Origin of the sequence: Peijinzhouia sedimentorum, assembly GCF_049340005.1 — a bacterium.
In the GTDB taxonomy this organism is placed as follows: Bacteria; Bacteroidota; Bacteroidia; order Cytophagales; family Cyclobacteriaceae; genus CAXBDP01.
This window is the reverse complement of record NZ_JBMPIY010000013.1, coordinates 58145-77495: the sequence shown is the minus strand read 5'-3', so window position 1 is coordinate 77495 and position 19351 is coordinate 58145. Positions and strand designations below refer to the sequence as shown.

General features: G+C 34.1%; 17 protein-coding genes and 3 pseudogenes. 7 read left to right on the top strand and 13 right to left on the bottom strand.

Annotated elements, in window-relative coordinates:
* Positions 1-284 precede the first annotated feature (284 nt).
* From ACOXY8_RS14980 to ACOXY8_RS14965, 4 genes and pseudogenes are all read left to right on the top strand, one after another.
* On the top strand, positions 285-1271 hold the full coding sequence (locus ACOXY8_RS14980) for a CobW family GTP-binding protein (RefSeq protein WP_458332419.1): 987 nt from the start codon (positions 285-287) through the stop codon (positions 1269-1271).
* A 106-nt stretch (positions 1272-1377) separates the two neighbouring features.
* A complete protein-coding gene (rfbA, locus tag ACOXY8_RS14975; protein ID WP_458332418.1) occupies positions 1378-2238 on the top strand; it encodes a glucose-1-phosphate thymidylyltransferase RfbA in 861 nt (286 codons plus the stop codon).
* 46 nt (positions 2239-2284) lie between these two features.
* On the top strand, positions 2285-3031 hold the full coding sequence (locus ACOXY8_RS14970) for a DUF2310 family Zn-ribbon-containing protein (protein WP_458332417.1): 747 nt from the start codon (positions 2285-2287) through the stop codon (positions 3029-3031).
* 15 nt (positions 3032-3046) lie between these two features.
* Positions 3047-3281 (top strand): annotated as a pseudogene (locus ACOXY8_RS14965) (glucose-1-phosphate thymidylyltransferase); the annotation flags it as partial.
* Positions 3282-3444: 163 nt separating this feature from the next.
* On the opposite strand, the gene ACOXY8_RS14960 reads toward ACOXY8_RS14965, so the two are convergent.
* The 6 genes from ACOXY8_RS14960 to ACOXY8_RS14935 form a co-directional block, all read right to left on the bottom strand.
* Positions 3445-4386, bottom strand: a complete 942-nt coding sequence (locus tag ACOXY8_RS14960; protein ID WP_458332416.1) for a 5'-nucleotidase — start codon at positions 4384-4386, stop codon at positions 3445-3447.
* A gap of 280 nt (positions 4387-4666) precedes the next feature.
* Positions 4667-4972, bottom strand: coding sequence for a restriction system modified-DNA reader domain-containing protein (locus tag ACOXY8_RS14955; RefSeq protein WP_458332415.1), 306 nt, complete (start codon positions 4970-4972; stop codon positions 4667-4669).
* Between the two features lie 10 nt (positions 4973-4982).
* Positions 4983-7544 carry an N-6 DNA methylase gene (locus ACOXY8_RS14950; protein ID WP_458332475.1) on the bottom strand — a complete coding sequence of 854 codons (2562 nt, stop codon included), beginning with the start codon at positions 7542-7544 and terminating at the stop codon, positions 4983-4985.
* Positions 7545-7762: 218 nt separating this feature from the next.
* The gene (locus tag ACOXY8_RS14945; protein ID WP_458332414.1) at positions 7763-8680 is read right to left on the bottom strand and encodes a DNA-methyltransferase; all 918 of its coding nucleotides are present in this window, start codon (positions 8678-8680) and stop codon (positions 7763-7765) included.
* Positions 8681-8683: 3 nt separating this feature from the next.
* Complete coding sequence (locus ACOXY8_RS14940) at positions 8684-9010, bottom strand: helix-turn-helix domain-containing protein (RefSeq protein ID WP_458332413.1); 327 nt, start codon at positions 9008-9010, stop codon at positions 8684-8686.
* A gap of 341 nt (positions 9011-9351) precedes the next feature.
* Positions 9352-10821: a hypothetical protein gene (locus ACOXY8_RS14935; RefSeq protein WP_458332412.1), complete on the bottom strand. Its 1470-nt coding sequence runs from the start codon at positions 10819-10821 to the stop codon at positions 9352-9354.
* A 303-nt stretch (positions 10822-11124) separates the two neighbouring features.
* Here ACOXY8_RS14935 and ACOXY8_RS14930 point away from each other — a divergent pair.
* Positions 11125-11253: pseudogene (locus ACOXY8_RS14930) on the top strand (glucose-1-phosphate thymidylyltransferase); the annotation flags it as partial.
* Positions 11254-11413: 160 nt separating this feature from the next.
* Here ACOXY8_RS14930 and ACOXY8_RS14925 read toward each other — a convergent pair.
* The gene (locus ACOXY8_RS14925; protein ID WP_458332411.1) at positions 11414-12415 is read right to left on the bottom strand and encodes a PDDEXK nuclease domain-containing protein; all 1002 of its coding nucleotides are present in this window, start codon (positions 12413-12415) and stop codon (positions 11414-11416) included.
* A gap of 1265 nt (positions 12416-13680) precedes the next feature.
* The gene (locus ACOXY8_RS14920) at positions 13681-13839 is read right to left on the bottom strand and encodes a SymE family type I addiction module toxin (protein ID WP_458332410.1); all 159 of its coding nucleotides are present in this window, start codon (positions 13837-13839) and stop codon (positions 13681-13683) included.
* A gap of 61 nt (positions 13840-13900) precedes the next feature.
* Here ACOXY8_RS14920 and ACOXY8_RS14915 point away from each other — a divergent pair, with 61 nt between their 5' ends.
* Entirely contained in the window at positions 13901-14122 is a 222-nt protein-coding gene (locus tag ACOXY8_RS14915) for a helix-turn-helix domain-containing protein (RefSeq protein ID WP_458332409.1), read from the top strand.
* 247 nt (positions 14123-14369) lie between these two features.
* On the opposite strand, the gene ACOXY8_RS14910 is transcribed toward ACOXY8_RS14915, so the two are convergent.
* The 5 genes from ACOXY8_RS14910 to ACOXY8_RS14890 form a co-directional block, all read right to left on the bottom strand.
* Positions 14370-15119, bottom strand: coding sequence for an ABC transporter permease (locus ACOXY8_RS14910; protein WP_458332408.1), 750 nt, complete (start codon positions 15117-15119; stop codon positions 14370-14372).
* 3 nt (positions 15120-15122) lie between these two features.
* Positions 15123-16022 (bottom strand): ABC transporter ATP-binding protein, encoded by a 900-nt coding sequence (locus ACOXY8_RS14905; RefSeq protein WP_458332407.1) that lies wholly within the window; start codon positions 16020-16022, stop codon positions 15123-15125.
* Positions 16015-16701: a LytR/AlgR family response regulator transcription factor gene (locus ACOXY8_RS14900; protein WP_458332406.1), complete on the bottom strand. Its 687-nt coding sequence runs from the start codon at positions 16699-16701 to the stop codon at positions 16015-16017. The genes ACOXY8_RS14905 and ACOXY8_RS14900 overlap by 8 nt, the downstream gene beginning before the upstream one ends.
* Positions 16698-17726 carry a sensor histidine kinase gene (locus tag ACOXY8_RS14895; RefSeq protein ID WP_458332405.1) on the bottom strand — a complete coding sequence of 343 codons (1029 nt, stop codon included), beginning with the start codon at positions 17724-17726 and terminating at the stop codon, positions 16698-16700. Before ACOXY8_RS14895 ends, ACOXY8_RS14900 begins: the two co-directional genes overlap by 4 nt.
* A gap of 254 nt (positions 17727-17980) precedes the next feature.
* Positions 17981-18775, bottom strand: coding sequence for a cation transporter (locus tag ACOXY8_RS14890; protein ID WP_447113608.1), 795 nt, complete (start codon positions 18773-18775; stop codon positions 17981-17983).
* 298 nt (positions 18776-19073) lie between these two features.
* Between ACOXY8_RS14890 and ACOXY8_RS14885 the strand changes: the two are divergent.
* Positions 19074-19199: pseudogene (locus ACOXY8_RS14885) on the top strand (glucose-1-phosphate thymidylyltransferase); the annotation flags it as partial.
* Positions 19200-19351: the final 152 nt, after the last annotated feature.

Genomic DNA, 19351 nt, shown 5'->3' with positions numbered 1-19351 from the left:
AATCATGCATTCTTTCCTCCATAGGCAAGCAATAGAGATGCAATTCTTTGTAGAAGAAAATGCCTGTGGAGGAATCCTGTGCAAGGATCAAGCAATAGCTGATATCGCGGATACTAAAATGCTGCATTTCCCGCTACTTATGTAGTATTATTGAACTGCCGGATGGGGCAAATATTTGGCAAATTAACTTTTGGGCTTTTTATTCACGAGAATTGTTAAAATTAATACGAGAAAAGAGATTCTTTATTTCTGATTCTAACAAGCTCCATCATTCAACGAATAAAATGCCAAAGCAACAACCCATACAAGTAATACTAATCAGTGGATTTTTAGGCGCCGGAAAAACTACTTTGCTCAATCATCTGCTCAGAAGCCTGCCCGACAAAAAGAAAATCGTTATTGAAAATGAATTTGGCGATACAGCCATCGATGGACAGCTTATTTCAAAGCAATACAACGAGCTATACGAATTGACAGAAGGCTGTATTTGCTGCAGCATTGGTTCCGAACTGGAAAATGTGCTTTCTGAAATCATTATCAAAAAACTTGAGGTGGATTATCTATTTATCGAAACCACTGGAATAGCTGATCCCGGAAATGTGGGCGCCATTTTTATGCAGGCAGAAGTGCAGGAATATTTTACGCTGAATGCCTGTATTTGTGTAGTAGATGCTGAAACGGCGGAAGACCGCTTGGAAGAAGCCGATGAAGTTCGCAGGCAGATTACTTTCGCTACGGATTTGGTGATTAACAAAACGGGGAATGTGCGGGAGGAATATGCTCAAAAGCTGCAAAGTATATTAGCTGGTATCAACCCTTTTGCTAAAATCTACACGACCGAAGATGGCGCTATCTCGGATCCTGAACTGCTGCGGGAAAAGATTTTTGATTTGCCTAAATCACTCAGTAAGCCAGCAGCTGAAAAGGACGAACATGGCCATCATCACCATCATGTGCATAATGATATTACGGCGATCACTTATCAGACTTCTTTTGAGTTTGAGAAAAACGAATTGATGCATTGTCTTACGGTTTTGCTGGCGCTACATCAGCATCAAATCTACCGCATCAAAGGCTTTGTGCGCTTTGCGGGTGATAGCGAAACGAGGATATTGCAATCGGCAGGCAAATATCTAAGCCTTAGCTTGGTGGATGCAGATTTTGATCTGGAAGGCAAGGAATCCAAATTGGTGTTTATTGGCAAAAACATCGAGCAGGCAAGTATTGAGCGAATTTTGAAACCGGCTTTAGCCAAAATCAAGCGATTCTGATTGGCGACTGAAATACGCTAAAATCTTACATAATATTAATTAAGCAAAGCTAAGATTACATTTTCGGAAAGCTTGCCTTATCTTAGATTTCAAATTACGAGAACAAATGAAAGGAATAATCCTCGCCGGCGGTTCAGGTACACGTTTGCATCCACTCACATTAGCAGTAAGCAAGCAACTGATGCCCGTTTACGACAAACCGATGATATACTATCCTTTGTCCATTTTGATGATGGCTGGGATTAAAGAGATATTGATTATTAGCACACCACATGATTTGCCTAATTTCAAAAAGCTCTTAGGCGATGGCAAAAATTTGGGCTGCGAGTTTCATTATGCCGAACAACCCAAACCTGAAGGTTTGGCGCAAGCATTTATCATTGGTGAGGAGTTTATTGGCGACGATAAAGTAGCCTTGATTTTAGGAGACAATATCTTCTACGGCACAGGCATTCAGAAATTGCTACAGGAAAATAGCAATCCCGATGGTGGGATGATTTTCGCCTATCATGTGAATGATCCCGAACGCTATGGCGTGGTGGAGTTTGACGAAAATAAAAAGGCTATTTCGATAGAGGAAAAACCCAAAGAACCTAAGTCGAACTACGCTGTACCGGGACTTTACTTCTACGATAATAAGGTAGTGGAAATGGCCAAAAACCTAGAACCTAGTCCGCGAGGTGAACTGGAAATCACCGATATCAACAAAATATATTTAAAGCAAGGCAATTTGCATGTGGGCATTTTAGGCCGCGGCACCGCTTGGCTCGATACAGGTACTTTCGCCTCACTAATGCAAGCAGGCACTTTCGTACAAGTGATCGAAGAACGCCAAGGCCTCAAAATCGGATGCATCGAAGAAATCGCCTATCGAATGGGCTTTATCAATAAACAACAACTAAGCGAACTGGCTCAGCCATTGCTTAAAAGTGGGTATGGGGAGTATTTGATGAGGATGATTAAATAAACTTGTTTGAAAGTAAGGACGACTCAGAGTAACATGAACTAATGAAATGACTGACAAGCCAATTCCTGCTAAAATTCTTTTAACCCTAGCTGACAACAATGCAACAGGAGAAGAGTTTATAGGTTTGTCAGCTTCTCTTTATAGACAAAATTTGATTTTTTCAGAACCCCGAGTTTTAAGGCGAAATAAAAGTATTTTAGAACTGACAGTTATTTTCCGTGATAGTATTTCCTTCAAAAACTGGAGCAAGAACCCTGAAATAAAAGAGTTTTGGCGTTTAAAATTCAATAGTTTGCTTGCGGAGAAACCTAATGTAATCAAAGAACGAGACGTTATTATTGAAGTTGACGATGTTAATAATTGCGTTTGCAACAAGTCTGACTTTTACATCTTGCAAGGGCGTTCATTACCATTGATAGACGAATTGACTTGTAATAATTGTCTAGGGCAAATTCCATATTCCAGAGTGCCGATAGAAATTCAACTAGAGGACTGGCAAACAAAACACGAAAGAGTTTATTCTAACTGGCTTGAAGGAGGACTCTTTGAAAAAGAGGCTTATAAGGAGCTGACAAATTATAAAAAGGGCAAACTGAATTTGGAGGGTGAAAAAATCAGAAAACAACTTTCAAACTATTTCAATCTTCCCGTTTATATAAGCTACTTTATTGACGAACCAGACGGCAATCAACATTGCTTAGTTTGCGGAGAAAAAGGTTCTGACTCTGGACTGAAAATACCCAACAGAATTTGTAAAACCTGCAACACAATATTTGGTTATGGCGCAAGCTAGAAACCCACTAACGAGAAGCAAGGTAATTTGCATGTGGGCATATTAGGTCGCGGCACCGCCTGGCTCGATACAGGTACTTTCGCATCATTAATGCAATCCGCACCTTCATACAATCGAAGAACGCCCAATCGGCTGCATCGAAGAAATTGCCTACAGAATGGGTTTTATCAATAAACAACAATTAAGTGAACTCGCTCAGCCTTTACTTAAAAGCGGCTATGGGGAGTATTTGATGAGGATGATTAGGTAGTAATTTGAGTATGAATAGTTGGTTGGGTAATGGTATCCAGTTTGAGTATTACCGTGGGTTAACGGTAATTTTAACAAGTAAACATTAAACTGAAAATTCGCGAGGATTTTCAGAAGTAGGCGAGAACAAGCAATTACTTATAATCACTGCTGTGCATTCGTTTCTATTTTTCTTTATTGCTTTTCTCGTATTTTTTCAAAGGTGAATTGGTCTTATATAATACCTTTCCAGATGGAACTACTTTGCTAGAGCCATCCAAATGAGTCTCCTGGTCATCAAAGAAAATATGTGCTCCAAATGCTTTTAGAACTTTGTCTTTTGATAAACCACCCATAAAATAAGCTTCATCAACATAAACTCCCCAATGGCGAAGAGTTTTAATTACTCGCATATGGCTTGGTGCATTTCTAGCTGTTACAATTGCAATCCTTAAAGGTGTTAATTCTATAGTTGTAGGCAAAAATTCTTGAATTTTAGATAGCTTTCTTAATAATTCAGCAAATGGTCCGTCATTGAGTGGAACGTCTTCATTTTCTGATTCGTGTTTATGGAAAGCCTCCATTCCTTGCTCCTTATAAATCTGTTCCGATTCCTCTGAAAAAACTACAGCATCTGCGTCAAAAGCGAATTTGACTCTGTCGATTTCGGGAATATAGTCTGTTGGTGGTTCATAAATTAAAGCTGTAGCACAATTTGATGTATCACTTATTTTCTGAACTTCTTTTTCGTCTTTTGATAAAAACAAATCAATATCAAATGCATCAATAAATGGCGAAAGCGGTTCTCCTCCGGAAAACGCCCATCTTGTGATCGGAAGTTTAAAATGTTTAATAGATTTTAAAACCCTAACTCCAGTTTCTGGACTATTCCTTGACATTATAACAACTTCTACAATTTGTTTTGATGCAATATCATTTAGTTTTAACAAACTTTCAATTAAAGGAAAAGCTGTCCCTTCTGTTAATATTTCATCCTCGTGTTCCAATTGATATTTTCTAAAACCTTCAATATTTTCTTTTTCGAAGATTTGATTTTCTTTTTCTAGGTTGAAGAGTGCTCTGGAAGAAACTCCGACAACTAATATTTCTGAAATGTCTAATACCATATTATTATATTTAGGACTTCTTAAATGACCCATAACGATTCTCAGCTATCTTCAGGCAGGTTGATTTTGCCATTGAAATTCCTACAAAGAGCTGAACTTTAAATCTACAACTAACCTGTCCTATGAATCTTGAAACCCATGCTTGCATAGAGGTAATGTTGTGAGTTCGATATTCTTTTCCAGATGTCTGAACCATTGGCAAAATCATCCTGATTTACAATTTTTGGTTTGGGATTTGTCTGGTGTGAAATACAAATATGTATGCCCTTTAGCATTGGCATCATTTTTTTCTTTCCATATAAATTTGTCTTAATTCTGAAATTTCCTTTAGTTCATCTTTGATTTTTATTTTCCAAAATTTCCACCCGTTAACACTCAAATTAACTAATGCTCTTGCTGCACCACTTGGGAATGAATAAAGTTTCTGATTCCCGTTAATATTCAAGTCAATAAAACCGTCAGAATTTATCTTTGCAGTTGTAGTGGGATTAGTTTCAGAATACAAAATTGTTCCCTTTTCAATAATTCCCTCATCTAATAGCATTTTTAATGTTATTTCAGTCAGGTCATTTGTTTTTGTCTCCATTTTCAAATAATTAGATATTCTTAACTGCAAATCTTATATTATAAAGATGCAATAAGGATGATTTTATCGCTTCAAAGTGTTCATCTATTCCGAATGAATTTAAAAGAACTCTTTCAAAATTTATTCTGTCTGCTTGCTCAATTTCTTGTTTTAATGGCAGTCTACTTCTATTGGCAATTGGTTGAAAAGCATTAATAATATTTTGCTTTTGCTCTGCTGATAAAAGCTCAAAATTCAAAAGTTTAAAATCACGTTCAAATTTTGTAGCTCTCAAATCAAGTGCTCCTAAACCTCTGCCAAAACCAAAACTCTCAATGAAAAACATACTTAAAACGTTATTCAATAAGGCAAGTAACAAAATTCTGTTTTCATTTTGATAATCTTCTTTTAGCGAAAGGCCAATCATTCTTTGGTCAATGAATGAACGATTCTCAAAGGTTGCAATGAATAAACTTCTATCGTAATTCACATTAGCGACAAAGTCTGCCATATTTTCGGTTTTCATTTCATACCAAAACATATTTGCTTTGCGCAAAGATTGGGCAAGAGGAACGCCTGTTTCGTTATTTTGATTTTCAAAACTTCTAATCCATTGCAAAGCACCTGTATGATTGAGTTGCTCTAATTCTTCAATACTTCTTGAACAACAAAATGCTTCTCCATCTGCTGTACAATAAAGTCCTGATGTTCCTCTTAAGTTTTTCAGAACTGGTCTTATATATTCCGCTTCAATGTTGTGTCCAGATGCAGGATAAAATAAGGGATTCCAACCTCTTCTTTCACCACGAGTAAACTTGAAAATCTGATTGCAATCAATTAGTTTTTCTGAAACTTCTGTAAGCCAATTAAGATTTGCAAAGTAACCGCACCAAGGAACACCAATAGTTTCAAAGTTGGTTATCTCATTTACTGAATAATTTTGAACAGCTACAAATTGATTATCAGTTTCCAATAAAATATTTTCGCTCAATTGTTTAATGTCAGGTATTTCGTTTATGCTTTCTTTTAGGGTGCAAAATGAAATTGTTCTGTTTTGGTTTATAGGAGTATTTGGGTTCCGCTTTTTTGCAATTAGGAAAGTAGTTACTACATCTGCATTGTCAAACCATTTTCCTTTGCCAGAAATTACAACAGTTTCAATGTCATAGAATTTTTGAATAAGCTCTAAGAAAATTTCTCCGTAATCAGTTCCCAACCAAGCATTAGAAAGTATAAGACCAATTTTTCCGTTCTCAGAAAGTAGTTGATGTAAATAGAATGGGATATAAGCGAAAATATCGCTTTTGCCACTTAGTGATTTTGTAGTGTCAGCTTCATCTTGAATGAAGTTGTTTATTTCTGTGATATTCGGGTTTAAAACCTGAATTTCTTTACTCTTAATAAAAGGTAAGTTTGAAACAGCATAATCAATGGTAGGAAAAAGTTTTAAAATATCGTTTCCATTGTTCGGGTCTTTGAAAGTTACATTCTGCCCTGTTACTAATTCAATCACATCCTTTCTGAAAATGTTTAACACTTTACCAAAGTTATTTGGCTTAGCCAAAGTAAGTGTAGATAATTGAATAGGGAAAGAATGTTTGTCTGATGCCCAAATGCTGTTTATTATTTCGTCTTGGTTAAACTCGTATTCCTCTTTGAGCAAATATGCTTGATTGATTATTGTTCCTGTTCCACAACAAGGGTCAATTACAACTCCTTCTTTGTCTTCAACGGTTAACCTTACTAATAAATCTGCTAATTTTTTAGGTGTTGCGAATTGTCCTGCAACCTTTCGTTTTGCAGATACTATCGAAGATTGGAGTAAATTATGGAGGATTTCTATTTCAATTCCTGCAATGTTGATTGATGAAAGAAACTGATTTAACTGGATAATCTGTTTCCAAGCAGAAGTTGAAATGAACTCAATTGCAAGGTTATCACTGAAAATATTCCAAAAATTGCAATGCTCAGATATTGATGCAATTATTTCCTGTGCTTGCTCAATTGAAGTTTCATTGTTTATTGATTCTATTGCTCTCGCTTCGTTAAAATGCCTTTTTAGAACATTAGCGAAGATGATTTTAAACACCCAATCGGTTAAAATTACCTTTGAAAGAGTAGGTAATTTGTTTGAAGCGTCTTTTGCTGCTGTTGGATTATAACCATATTCAGTTGCCGATGATAACCACCAATTGTTTATTTGAGCTTCAAGTCTTGAATTTCTTCTAAAATTTGTCCTTAGATATTCCGCTGTCGAGGGTATGTTTTCGAGAACTACATCTATGATTGCATCAACTGCTAAGATTTCGGCTGAAACTTCATCTGAAATTTCTCCAGATTCAAAATAGCCATTTAAGTCTGAAAGTATGGCATGCAGTAATGATTTCCAAAGAGTTTCTTTTGGTTTTACTTCTGTTCGGTTATTAATATCAATGTCATTCCAAGTTTTTAAAATTGAGAATGAATCTCCTTGTTTAGAATAAAGAACCGCACTCTTTACATTCCATAGAATAAAACTGTCCCTTTGTAAAATATTGGCTTTCTTGATTGCATTGCTAATTAATTCAGCATCATTAATTGGTGTGTCAGGCATTTTCAATTCCCAACCTTGTAAAATGATATCTCTTGATGGATCTTTGAAAATCAATACATCAGGAAATAGACTTGATTTTTCATTGCTAATAGTGCTTTCACCTCCGGCACTTTTAAAGTGCCAACTTTTATTTGCAAGATGCAAGTTGATTTCGCTTATTATATCAATTGCCCAGCTTCTTTCGTTGTATGTTACTTTAGCCATTTTTGGTAATTCAATTAACAAATTGCTGGACTTGCTTTTGCTTTTCCGTTTTTGTAATTAAGTGTATGATATTTTGCGATTGGCTCATTAAACAATCTTAAAGTTGATTCTTCAATTTCTTTTCTTTTAAGTGTTTCCTGAATTCTGTCGGTGCAAATTTTTATGTAATCAATTGGTTTAACCTTATGAAGTAAAACATCTTCATTTTTTTCAATTCCTATAAATTGTCTGTTTTCCAAAATTGCAGAAAGCAAGAAACTACCGCTTCCACAGGCATTGTCAAGAACAACATCACCAGGGGTTGTAAAAGTCTTGATTAGGTATCTACCTAATTCTATTGGCTTTTGAGTTGGGTGTAAAACTGGACCTTCGGATTCTGCAGTTTTCACATACACAAAATCATCTACCTGTTGTTCTTCGTATGCAATAACGTCAGTTGGGTATCTTTCTCCATTGCTCTTTACATGGTTGGATTTAAAGTCTCCATAACTCCCAGTAAGTTGATTTTTTCTATATCCTTTATCATATGCTTCACCATTGGTCATTTGAGGATTGTATGATGGTTGTTTTTTGTAGAAAAGACAAATGTCTTCGTGTTTGCGGAGTGGCTGCTTCTTTGCATTTAGGAAATTTGTTGATTTAGATTTTATCCATACGATTTTGTATTTGAATAATTTCTCGTTACTCATAATCAATTTCGCTGTAAAAAGTCCTTGTGCTGTTAAGGCTATAGCTCCATCATCTTTGATGATTCTTTCATAATGACTCCAAAGTTGGTCTAAGTTAATTACGGAATCCCATTTATTCTGAGTTGTACCATAGGGTAAATCACAAAGAATCATATCAATTGATTTGCTTGGAATGTTTTTCATAACTTCTAAGCAGTCACCTTGAATTACCTTGTTTAAATATTTTTCAATTGATTTAGCCATTTCTTAAAATTTTAGATCTCCTTGTTTAACCTTTGACATTCTGTAGTATTTCGCTTTTTCCTCTGCTAGGGTCAATAATTCTGTAGAGTCGGAAACTCTATAAATCATTTCAGCGATTTTTTCGCTATAAAATTCCTTTTCAAGTTTTTTGATGTCCAGTTTGAAAACCTTAGCAAGTTTTGGGAGTATTTCCTCAGGAACATTGCGTTTATGGTTCTCAATTTTGGAAAGCGTGGATTGGTCAATATCAAGTGCAGCAGCAAGTTTTGTCAGTGTCAAACCGTGCTGAACCCGCAAATTGTGAATGTATTCTCCAAATCTTTCTTTCATTGCCTTGAAATTTTAGCCTTGACAATTTTGTCAAAAATACAAAATGTTTCTATTCAACCAAACTTTCAAATAATGTTATTAAGGTTAAATATTTGTTCGTAGGTTGGGTAAATTCAAGCTCTTTTGGTTTTTCAGCGTTGACTTTTGTGTCGGCAAAAAACCAAATGTGCTGTTTGCGCGGTGGGCTTTTTTGTATGTTACCCAACGGTCTCGGCTATGAGTAGTTGCGTGGTTTAGCACTTAACTTTGCAAGTACACACCAAACTGAAAATCCTCGCGGATTTTCAGAAGTAAGCGAGAACAAGCAATTACTTAAAGCCATTGTTGTGCATAGTACTTTTTCAGTTTGATGTTCCAATACTTGTTAAATATATATAGTCCAAATGTTCATTTTGAAACAATTCTTGAACAATCGAATCTTTGTTAGCACCAGAAATCTGTTTTTGATTATTTTCTAAAACCCAAAGTGGTGCATTAAATAGTTTTGCGATTATAGTCGAAAATCTTGCTTTAGTTGTCGATGAAAAAGTTTCTCGATAACATAGATCTCCTTGAACAGCGTGACCAAGCATTTGTTCAAGTGAGAACTTTAGTGCTTTTTCTAAAATCTGACTCCAATTATTAAAAGCAGTTCGATAATAATAAGTTCTACATAAAATATGATTTGAATCGTCTTGATTCTCTGGATTCCATTTATTAACGATTGATGAACGATGAATTTCATTAATTATAAAACAAATATTTTCAATTTCTTGACTTCTAAAGTTTTTATTACTGTCAGTTGGAACATCTACTAACTTTGAATTGCAGAATATTTGTATTAATCGTTCCAAACTTTGCCATAACATAGGTTTAGTCTTTTGTTCTTTTTTGTCTTGTGCTACAAGATTTTGAACAAAATTTAATTCATTTTTTACTTCGTCAATTATTGATGAAATAATAAAATTTCTTTTTTGTGCCGATGTTTTGTCTCCTAAAATATCTTGTTCGGAATATGGTGCTTCCTCATCTCCAACTCTTTTTCTAAAGTCCTCAATTTTTTGGCGATACATATCTGCCAATTTAGCATCCATATGAGATTTTTTATATCTCTGTTGAACGAAAGACGTATGAGCTTCGTAAATGACTTCTCTTAATTTTGAAACTTCTGGCTCAACAAAAACCAAGCAAGGGATTTTTTTTCTGTTGTTTCCAATGATTTGTGCAACTGCTTTATGCTGGCCATCAAATATTTTAACTTTCTTTTCTTTATTGTCTAGTCTTCCTAGAGAAGGAAGTAATTGCACGGATTTTTTTAGATTAAATATTAATGGTAATATTTTAGATTCTAAAGGTCGCAATTGTATTTTTTCATCATTTTCTATGTGTTTTACTTCTACCTCGTGAAAAAAGTAATAATTGTCCTCACTTCTGATTTTTTGATTATAGAGAGGTAATTCAATTCCGTTGAAAGCAATTTTATCTCGATTTTCACAAATTGAAAAAACAGATTCGATTGCCTTTGGTCTTAAATCCTTTAATCCGTCAATTTTATCAAGTTCGTTTAAAATTCTTAATTCTTCTCGATAGTCAACTGGTTTTTTTCTTCCTTTTGCTTTATGGCAATTTTGTTTTCCTTCTATTTTTGAAGAATGAACTGGCGCAAAATTACTTATGTCTTGTGGAAATCCATCCGCATAACTATAAATGTGGTCAAACTGGATTTCCTCACGAGAATAGCCTTCTAAAGTACTTTGGCACAAATAGCAATTGGTATGATTCTCTAATAATTGTAATTTTTCAGGCTCTGTTAAAATTCTTCTATCTTCCATTTGGTTCAGGTTAATTTCGGTTTTTATCGTATTATGCACAACATCTTCATTAACACATTCATGCGTTAACCCCGCCAATTTAGAGGGGTTAACGCAAAGTTTGCGTCTATTTCCCATTTGCCAGAGGCGGTATTTTTATTAATTTTCATTGTTTGCTTATAAACATACGTTATTCAATCTAAATATCCAATTTGTCTATTGTGCTCTTGTGATGATAAGAATTTGGTAGTGAATTACATATCACAAATAAATGCTGGCCAGTTAGATTTGCTAATTCTTGCAGCTTACATCGTTCTAACTTATTTGAAAATCGGCTGCATCGAAGAAATCGCCTACCGAATGGGCTATATCAATAAACAACAACTCAGCGATCTCGCTCAGCCGTTACTTAAAAGCAGGTATGGGGAGTATTTGATGAGGATGATTAGGTAGTAATTTGACGAAGAATGGTTTGGTGACGTGAGCAAATGGCATGGCCAGAAGATTTTAAAGCAGTTAAGTATACACCGAGACAGAGATTTATAAAGCTATGCAGCTTCGGCTTCTACCAAACCTGCTGGTCTACTATATACACTGTTAGCGGTTTGTTGATTTATTCTTCGTCCTCAATTATATGTTTTAAATCCTCTTTGCTTGGTAAAACGGTTTGATATTTACTTGCAAAGATTTGTTCATTATTTTCAGGCAAAGTGTATTCCACGACAGCCTGGCTTTTATTTTGGCATAAAACAATTCCTATTGTCTTATTCTCATCTGGCAGCCTCATCTCGCGGTCATAGTAATTAACATACATCTGCATTTGACCTAAATCCTGATGTGTTAATCCACCAATTTTTAAATCAATAAGGACGAAGCATTTAAGAATCCTATTATAAAATACTAAGTCAATACGAAAATGCTTCTCATCAAAAGTTATCCTTTTTTGTCTTGCAACAAATGTAAATCCTGTACCTAGTTCCAATAAAAAGTGCTCTAATTTATCAATTAACTTTTGCTCTAATTGGCTTTCTGAATAAACTGAATGCTCTGGCAGTCCTATAAATTCTAATACATAAGGGTCTTTAACCGCATCTTTAGGATGTTCGATAACTAATCCTTTTTGGGATAGTTCCAAAATTTTATCTTTATCCTTGCTTAAAGCCAAACGAGCATAAAGCGCACTATCATACTGACGTTGAAGCTCCCTCAGACTCCAGTTGTTTTTAACAGATTCAATCTCATAAAATCTACGTTCTTTTTCATCATCAATCCTCATAAGCTTTAGGTAATGAGACCAACTTAGCGCAAATTCGTCAGACAGCGTCTGACCTTTTGAGTATATTTGATAAAATGAACGCATTTGCTTAAGGTTGGTAGCAGAAAAACCTTTACCAAATTCTTTATTTAACCTTAATGAAAGTTCTTCGATTAGCTGTTTACCGTATTCCGCCCTGTCTTTACCATTCTGCTCTTCTTCAACAATTAATTTACCAATCTCGAAATATGTCCGAATCATTGTAAGATTGATATTTCGTACTACTGAACTCTTAGCCTGTTTAAGTAAGCCTGCTATTCTTTCATAAAAATCTGAATGTTTGTTCACCAATCCGCTCATAATCCAAAATGATAATTAGGCTGAAATTTAGGAAAAAGGCTGTTATTGTGCAGGCATTTATTCTCAATAACCTCAATCTAAATATCCAATTTGTCTATTGGGCTCTTGTGATGATAAGAATTTGGTAGTGAATTACATGTCACAAATAAATGCTGTCCAAGTAGATTTGCTAATTCTTGCAGCTTACATCGTTATAACTTAGTAGAAAATCGGCTCTATCGAAGAAATCGCCTACCGAATGGGCTTTATCAATAGACAGCAATTAAGCAACCTCGCTCAGCCTTTACTTAAAGGCGGGTATGGGGAGTATTTGATGAGGATGATTAAATAAACTTGTTTGAAAGTAAGGGCGACTCAGAGTAACATGAACTAATGAAATGACTGACAAACCACTCCCATTTTGAAGAAAGCATTGAGACTATCATTAATTCTTGATGCAAACAAATCCACCTTAGTAAGTCTAAGTCATAGTTGAGCTATCATTATTATGGCTCCAATGATTGACAGGGATATTACTACTATCAAATAATTCTTAATAAAAGTTGTGTTATTCGCAGCCGTCTTTGCAAATACTGTTGCCTTCTCAAGTAATTCACGATCCGTGTACTCCGACATTCTTTTTGGTGCCATAGCTAATTGTTTAATTATCAGTTGTTATTTGTCAATTCTTAATAAAGCCACATCTACCATGATGACGGGTTTATTTATTAAAAAATTTAGTAGGGAACGCTTTCATATAAACTTAAATGAAAGAACTAAACTTGAATTTACCACTTTATCCTTCATAAGTTATATGCACTATTCCCTAGTCATTTTTCCTGTTCTTGTTTCTTTTACAGTCAAAAAGTAAACAATTCTAACAATTTATCCAATTGGGCTAATGGGCTTTTTATTTCAAATCTTGGTCGTCAAAAGACTATAGGTAAACAAATGAAGTATAAATACAGAATATTAGAAGAAGAAGTGGATTTCAAATCCTTAAATAAAATTTGTAGAAGTGCGCTAGTCAGAATTTGAACAATGGCTCGTCAGTAAAGGAACATAGCTAAATTGAAAATCATTGAGTGGGTCAAAACCTCGCTACTTGTCCTTATCGGATACTACCTAAACACACTCAAACTAAAAACCCAAAGCTCACCATTGAAGTCTCAAAAATATCGAATTTGGCAAGTCGAATAAAACTTAGTCATTATAGACATATTGTGCAACAGCTACGCTTATTGAGCCTAATTATTCTTTAATCCATTTTTCAGTCAGCGTAATGGTCAGTTTATTCTTTTTTGCTCAACTTTAATTTCTTTTCCAATCTCAAACCCAAGTTTTTTCAGCCAGTGTCCTTCAAGCCGGATTTCTGGAACAGTCGTATTGTCCCAAGTCCGAGTTCTAAATTTTTGATAGATTTTCAGCTTTCTAAATCGGTTCATCTAAATCACGTGTTCATTATTCCGAACACAATATATAAATAATTTCCAGATATTCGGAATAGTGAACACGAAAGAATTAAAATATTTTCAAAAACTAGGTGCTAAAATCAAACAGTTAAGAGAGGAGAAAGGACTTGACCAAAAGTCATTTGCCTTTGATTGTGAGATTGGCAGAACTCAATTGTATATGATTGAAAATGGCAAAACGAACCCTCGGTTACTAACTTTGATAAAAATAGCGGATGGATTAGAAATTTCTATTTCTGAACTTCTCCGAAATTAGTAGAGGGCTTTATCAATAAACAACAATTAAGCGAGCTGGCTCAGCCTTAAAAGCGGCTATGGGGTGTATTTGTTGAGGATGATTAGGTAGTAATTGACTATGAATAGTTGGGTGACGTTAATAATATGAATTGTTGGGTACTTCAAGGTTACAAATTACCAATCTTCTGCATATTTCTTAAATGTAATCATTTTCGACTTCAGCACTATCTGCCCAATGACCTATTTTTAGTGTTGTAGCTACTTTATTAACCTTTTTCTTTCTTTTTTATGTATAGGAAAAAACTAATTGTAAATAATAAAAAGAAGTAAATTATTGCTCTTGAGTAATGATGGTCATTAAAGTTTTGGTCAAAATAGTGTAATGCATAACTGTAAGGACTTAAGAAACTAAAATCGACTCTGGACATAGGCATGGTACCCACATATAAAACAAGCCCCGCACCAATGGCAACAATAAAATTTTTGTACTGTAAACTTAAAAGATATTGTAGTCCAATTATCGGTAATATGGAAATAAAAGACTTAATGGTTTGCTCTAAAAGAAATTGAAAAGGAATAGCGTCTCTTGGAAATGATCCACCGACAATTAGATTAGGCACAATGCCATTCATCAAAACACCCACGTTAAAAAAGAAGAAAACAATAAAGGTCACTATCAAAAGAGTAGTAAACTTTGCAAGAAAGATGGTATAGTATTTTTGTGGTGTAGTATGTAATTGTTTCCAGTTGTTATTTCTGTATTCTATTTGAGTAATTAAACTACAGATTAGTATAACTCCAATTGGAAGTAAAAAGCCCGCAAAAGGTCTGGCATTTTGTAAATATAATCTTTCCCAGGCATTATTTTCTGTCCACAAATCTATATGGAAATCCAGATATATAAATCGAAGTGTAAAAACCACTGAAAGGACGATACTGCCACAAATACTTACCCATAGTAGGGCACTTCCTTTTATTTTCGATAATTCGCAATGTAAGCTATTAATGAAATTCATAATTTAATTCTCTGTCAGATTAATAAAAATAGACTCTAAACTCATTTCCTGCTCATTCACCTTATAGATAGCTATATCATTAGACACTAAGTCTTTTATAATATCAGGTATTGCTTCCCTTGAATAGTTTGTTAAAAGGTTCATATTTCCTTCTTGGGTGGTATTTACATTATACTTTTGAATGATTTTAGATGCTAAGTTTGGATTATCTGTTTCTAAACTAATTGTAGACAATGCTTTAGCTTTTAGCTCTTCCATTTTGCCTTGAAATAATAATTCCCCTTTATTAATAATGGCAATATGACTTACAATCCTTTCAATCTCTGATAATAAATGACTGGAAATGATTATAGTGGTTCCTAATTCTGAATTTATTTTTAGTAGTAGCTCTCTGATTTCGATAATTCCATTTGGATCTAAACCGTTTGTAGGTTCATCTAATATTAATAGCTCAGGCTGATGCAGCAAGGAAATAGCTATACTTAAGCGTTGTTTCATTCCTAAAGAAAATTGATTTACATTTTTGACCCCGGAATCAGCTAATCCAACCAGCGTAAGTACTTCTTGAATTCTTTCTTTCGGGCATTGATATATTTTCTGAAGAATCCTTAAATTTTCAGTAGCACTTAAATGACCATAAAAAGAAGGCGATTCTATCAAAGAACCTGTTCTTTTTAATATCTCAATTCTATCCGTTTTAAAATCCTTATCAAATAGCCTAATTTCTCCTTCCTGTCTTTCTAAAAGACCGAGAATGAGTTTTAGTGTGGTAGTTTTGCCAGCTCCATTTTTACCTAAAAACCCAAAAATACTGCCTTGTGGCACTTTCAAGTTAATGTTGGTAAGTGTAGGACTGTTTTTGCTGAAATGATGATTTATATTTTTGGTTTCTACACTATACATCAGAATTATTTATTAATTGGAAAAAGCTTTCCTGGTAAGTTTTTGAAATAGGAATAATGGTGTCTTTTATTTTGATTCTATTTCGCTCTATAGCTTCAATTTTAGATATAGAAACCATAAATGATTTATGTACTCTACATATTTTAATTGATGGTATTCGCTTTTCTAGCTCATTAAAATTTTCCAGAGTCATGATTTTTTTTTCGGTGCTATGAATTCTCCTGTAATCCCCCATTCCTTCTATAAATAAAATGGAGTCAATATCTATTTTGACCAGTTTGTTTTCCGTTTTTATAAAAATGAAATTTGAATCATCTTGAATGGTCTTTTTATCGATCGCTTTATTTACAGCCTTTATGAATCGTTCAAAAGAATAAGGTTTAAGTAAGTAGTCAGTCACATTTAATTCATACCCTTTTAGAGCATAGGAAGGATAGGCTGTGGTAATGATAATATGTCCTGAATAGGTGATGCTCTCTAACAAATCAATGCCTGAAAGTTCATCCATTTCAATATCAAGAAAAATTAGATCAATCGTATTTGAATTTAGAAACTCAATGGCGTCAATAGCATTGTCAAATTCCTTTTCCAATTGCAGGCTTTTTAATTTTTTCACGTGATTTTTAAGACCCTCTAATGCTAATGGTTCGTCTTCAATAATTATACATTTCGTTTTCATAATTCAATTTTTAGATCAATAGTGTATTGGTCTCCATTTTTAAATGTTTTTAAAATATGACCATCTGGATACAATAATCGCAACCTATTTTCAATTAATTCATTACCCATTCCTCCATTTACGGGCTTAGATGAAATGCTGAATTTGTTTCTACATTTAAAATGTATTTGTTTTTTGGTACTCAAAATACTTACTTCTATCGCCTTTTCTATTTTCTTATTTGTGCAATGTTTAAAGGCATTCTCTATAAATGGAATAAAGGTCATAGGATAAATGAGTGAATCAATATGCTCTTGCTTAATATCCACCGAAATAAAGTTTTGATTAGAGGTTCTGATTTTTTGTAGTTCTATATATCTCATGATATAATCTATTTCTTCAAAAAGCTTTATTTTTCTGCCTTTTGATTCATAAAGAATAAATCTTAAAATACTTGATAACTTATTTAAGTATTCTGAAGCTTTTTTTGAATCACTTTTTACCAATACATCAATATTATTGATGGTATTAAACAGGAAATGGGGGTCTAGCTTGGATTCAATTAAAGACAACTCCATTACTTGCGCTTTCTGTTGTAGTTCTTCTTTTATTTTTAAATCACTGTACCAATTGATAAATCCTTTAATGATAAATCCAGAACCAATATTTAATAATGAAATAGATAATGTGAGTATGAATTTTCCTATGAATAAATCCAGACCGTTATGAAGAGTGAATTGGTTTCCAAGCAGACTGCTTATGATAATTAGACCAAGTATTGCACCTCCAATAGCTACCATTGAAGTGTAAATCGACAAAACAGGAATACTTCTTGTCTTTATGTATTTCGGAAATAAGAATTGGTAGGCAATGTAAAACGAAATAATAGATGGAATAATAATGATTGGAACTGTTATCAGTCGAAACTTATTAAAAGATATTGAACTTTCTTCACCTACTCCGCTAGCTAATAAAATGATGATAATGATAGAGGTGAAAATTAGCCAATAGAATCCATTGATTAAGTATATAAGTTTTCTTTTCATTCTTTTCAAATCTAGAACAATATAAAGTAGAAATAAAAAGAAATCTGTGAACTGAAAAGATTAGTCTGTCAAATTAAAGAACTGAACATCTACTTGCTTTTAAATAGCTAAAACGGTTTTGTGTATGATTAGTGGCGTGTTTAAGCACCTAATTTAGCAAATAAAAACCGAATAGAAAATCCGCGAGGATTTTCGTAAGTAGGCGAGAACCAGCCATTAATTATACACGTTGTTGTAAGTAGTGCTTTTTTAGTTCACTTACTTAATTTCAAAATCCTAAACGCTCCTTGAATTACCAAAATAAAAACGATTGTTCCAATAATCAAATCAGGTTTGCTAGAACTTAACCAATTTACCAAAAGTCCAGCGATTATAACTCCTAAATTGATAATCACGTCATTCGAAGTAAAAATCATACTCGCTTTCATATGTGCCTCTTCTTTGCTTTTTGACTTTTGCAAAATGTAAAGACAAATTCCGTTTGCGATAAGTGCAAAAATCGAAACGATAATCATTGTTGAAAAATCGGGAAGTTTCTCGTTTCCGAAAAATCTTCTCAAGACTTCTACAAATCCAATAATCGCAAGTATTATTTGAAAATATCCAGCAAGTTTGGCAATCCGTTTTTTCTTTATTACTGTTCCGCCAACCGCAAACAAACTAATTCCGTACACAAAACTGTCCGCAAGCATATCTAAACTATCGGCAACAAGTCCCATAGATTTTGAGATAATTCCTGTTGTCATTTCAATAATGAAAAAAGCAAAATTTATGGCAAGTACAGACCAAAGTAGTTTTTTCTGATTTTCGTTTTCTTTAAATTCCGTTCGGTCGGTTTGTTCCGTTGAGATTTTTTTTCCACCTAAATTCAATTCGATAACGGACTTTTCGATTTGGTCAATTTCTCCGCTGTGAAAAACGGTCAATTTTCGATTCGGAATATCAAAGTCCAAATTCGCAATGCTTGAAATTCCGTCCAATTTCATTCGGATAAGATTTTCCTCTGAAGGACAATCCATTTTGGTAATTTCAAATATTGTTTTATTCACTTGGTTTCTGGGTTTTTCGGCATTACTTACAACGTGTTTATATACGAAACTACTTCGTATATACCTCTAATTTGAGGGTATATGCGAACCTGGTTCGTCTATTTCTCATTTGCCAGAGGCGGTATTTTTATTAATTTTCATTGTTTGCTTATAAACATACGCTATTCAATCTAAATATCCAATTTGTCTATTGGGCTCTTGTGATGATAAGAATTTGGTAGTGAATTATATGTAGCGAATAAATGCTGGCCAATTAGATTTGCTAATTCTTGTAGCTTATATCGTTATAACTTAGTAGAAAATCGGCTGCATCGAAGAAATCGCTTACCGAATGGGCTTTATCAATAAACAACAACTCAGCGAACTCGCTCAGCCTTTACTCAAAAGCGGATATGGGGAGTATTTGATGAGGAGTATTAGGTAGTAATTTGACTATGAATAGTTGGGTAACGGTTAGTATATGACTTGTGGCGGTTTACGGAGCACTTTCTGTCGGCTTCCACCAAATTTACTTAAAAGCACTATGCTTGAATTTACCACTTCACTCGCCATAATTTATATGCGTTGTTGTGCATA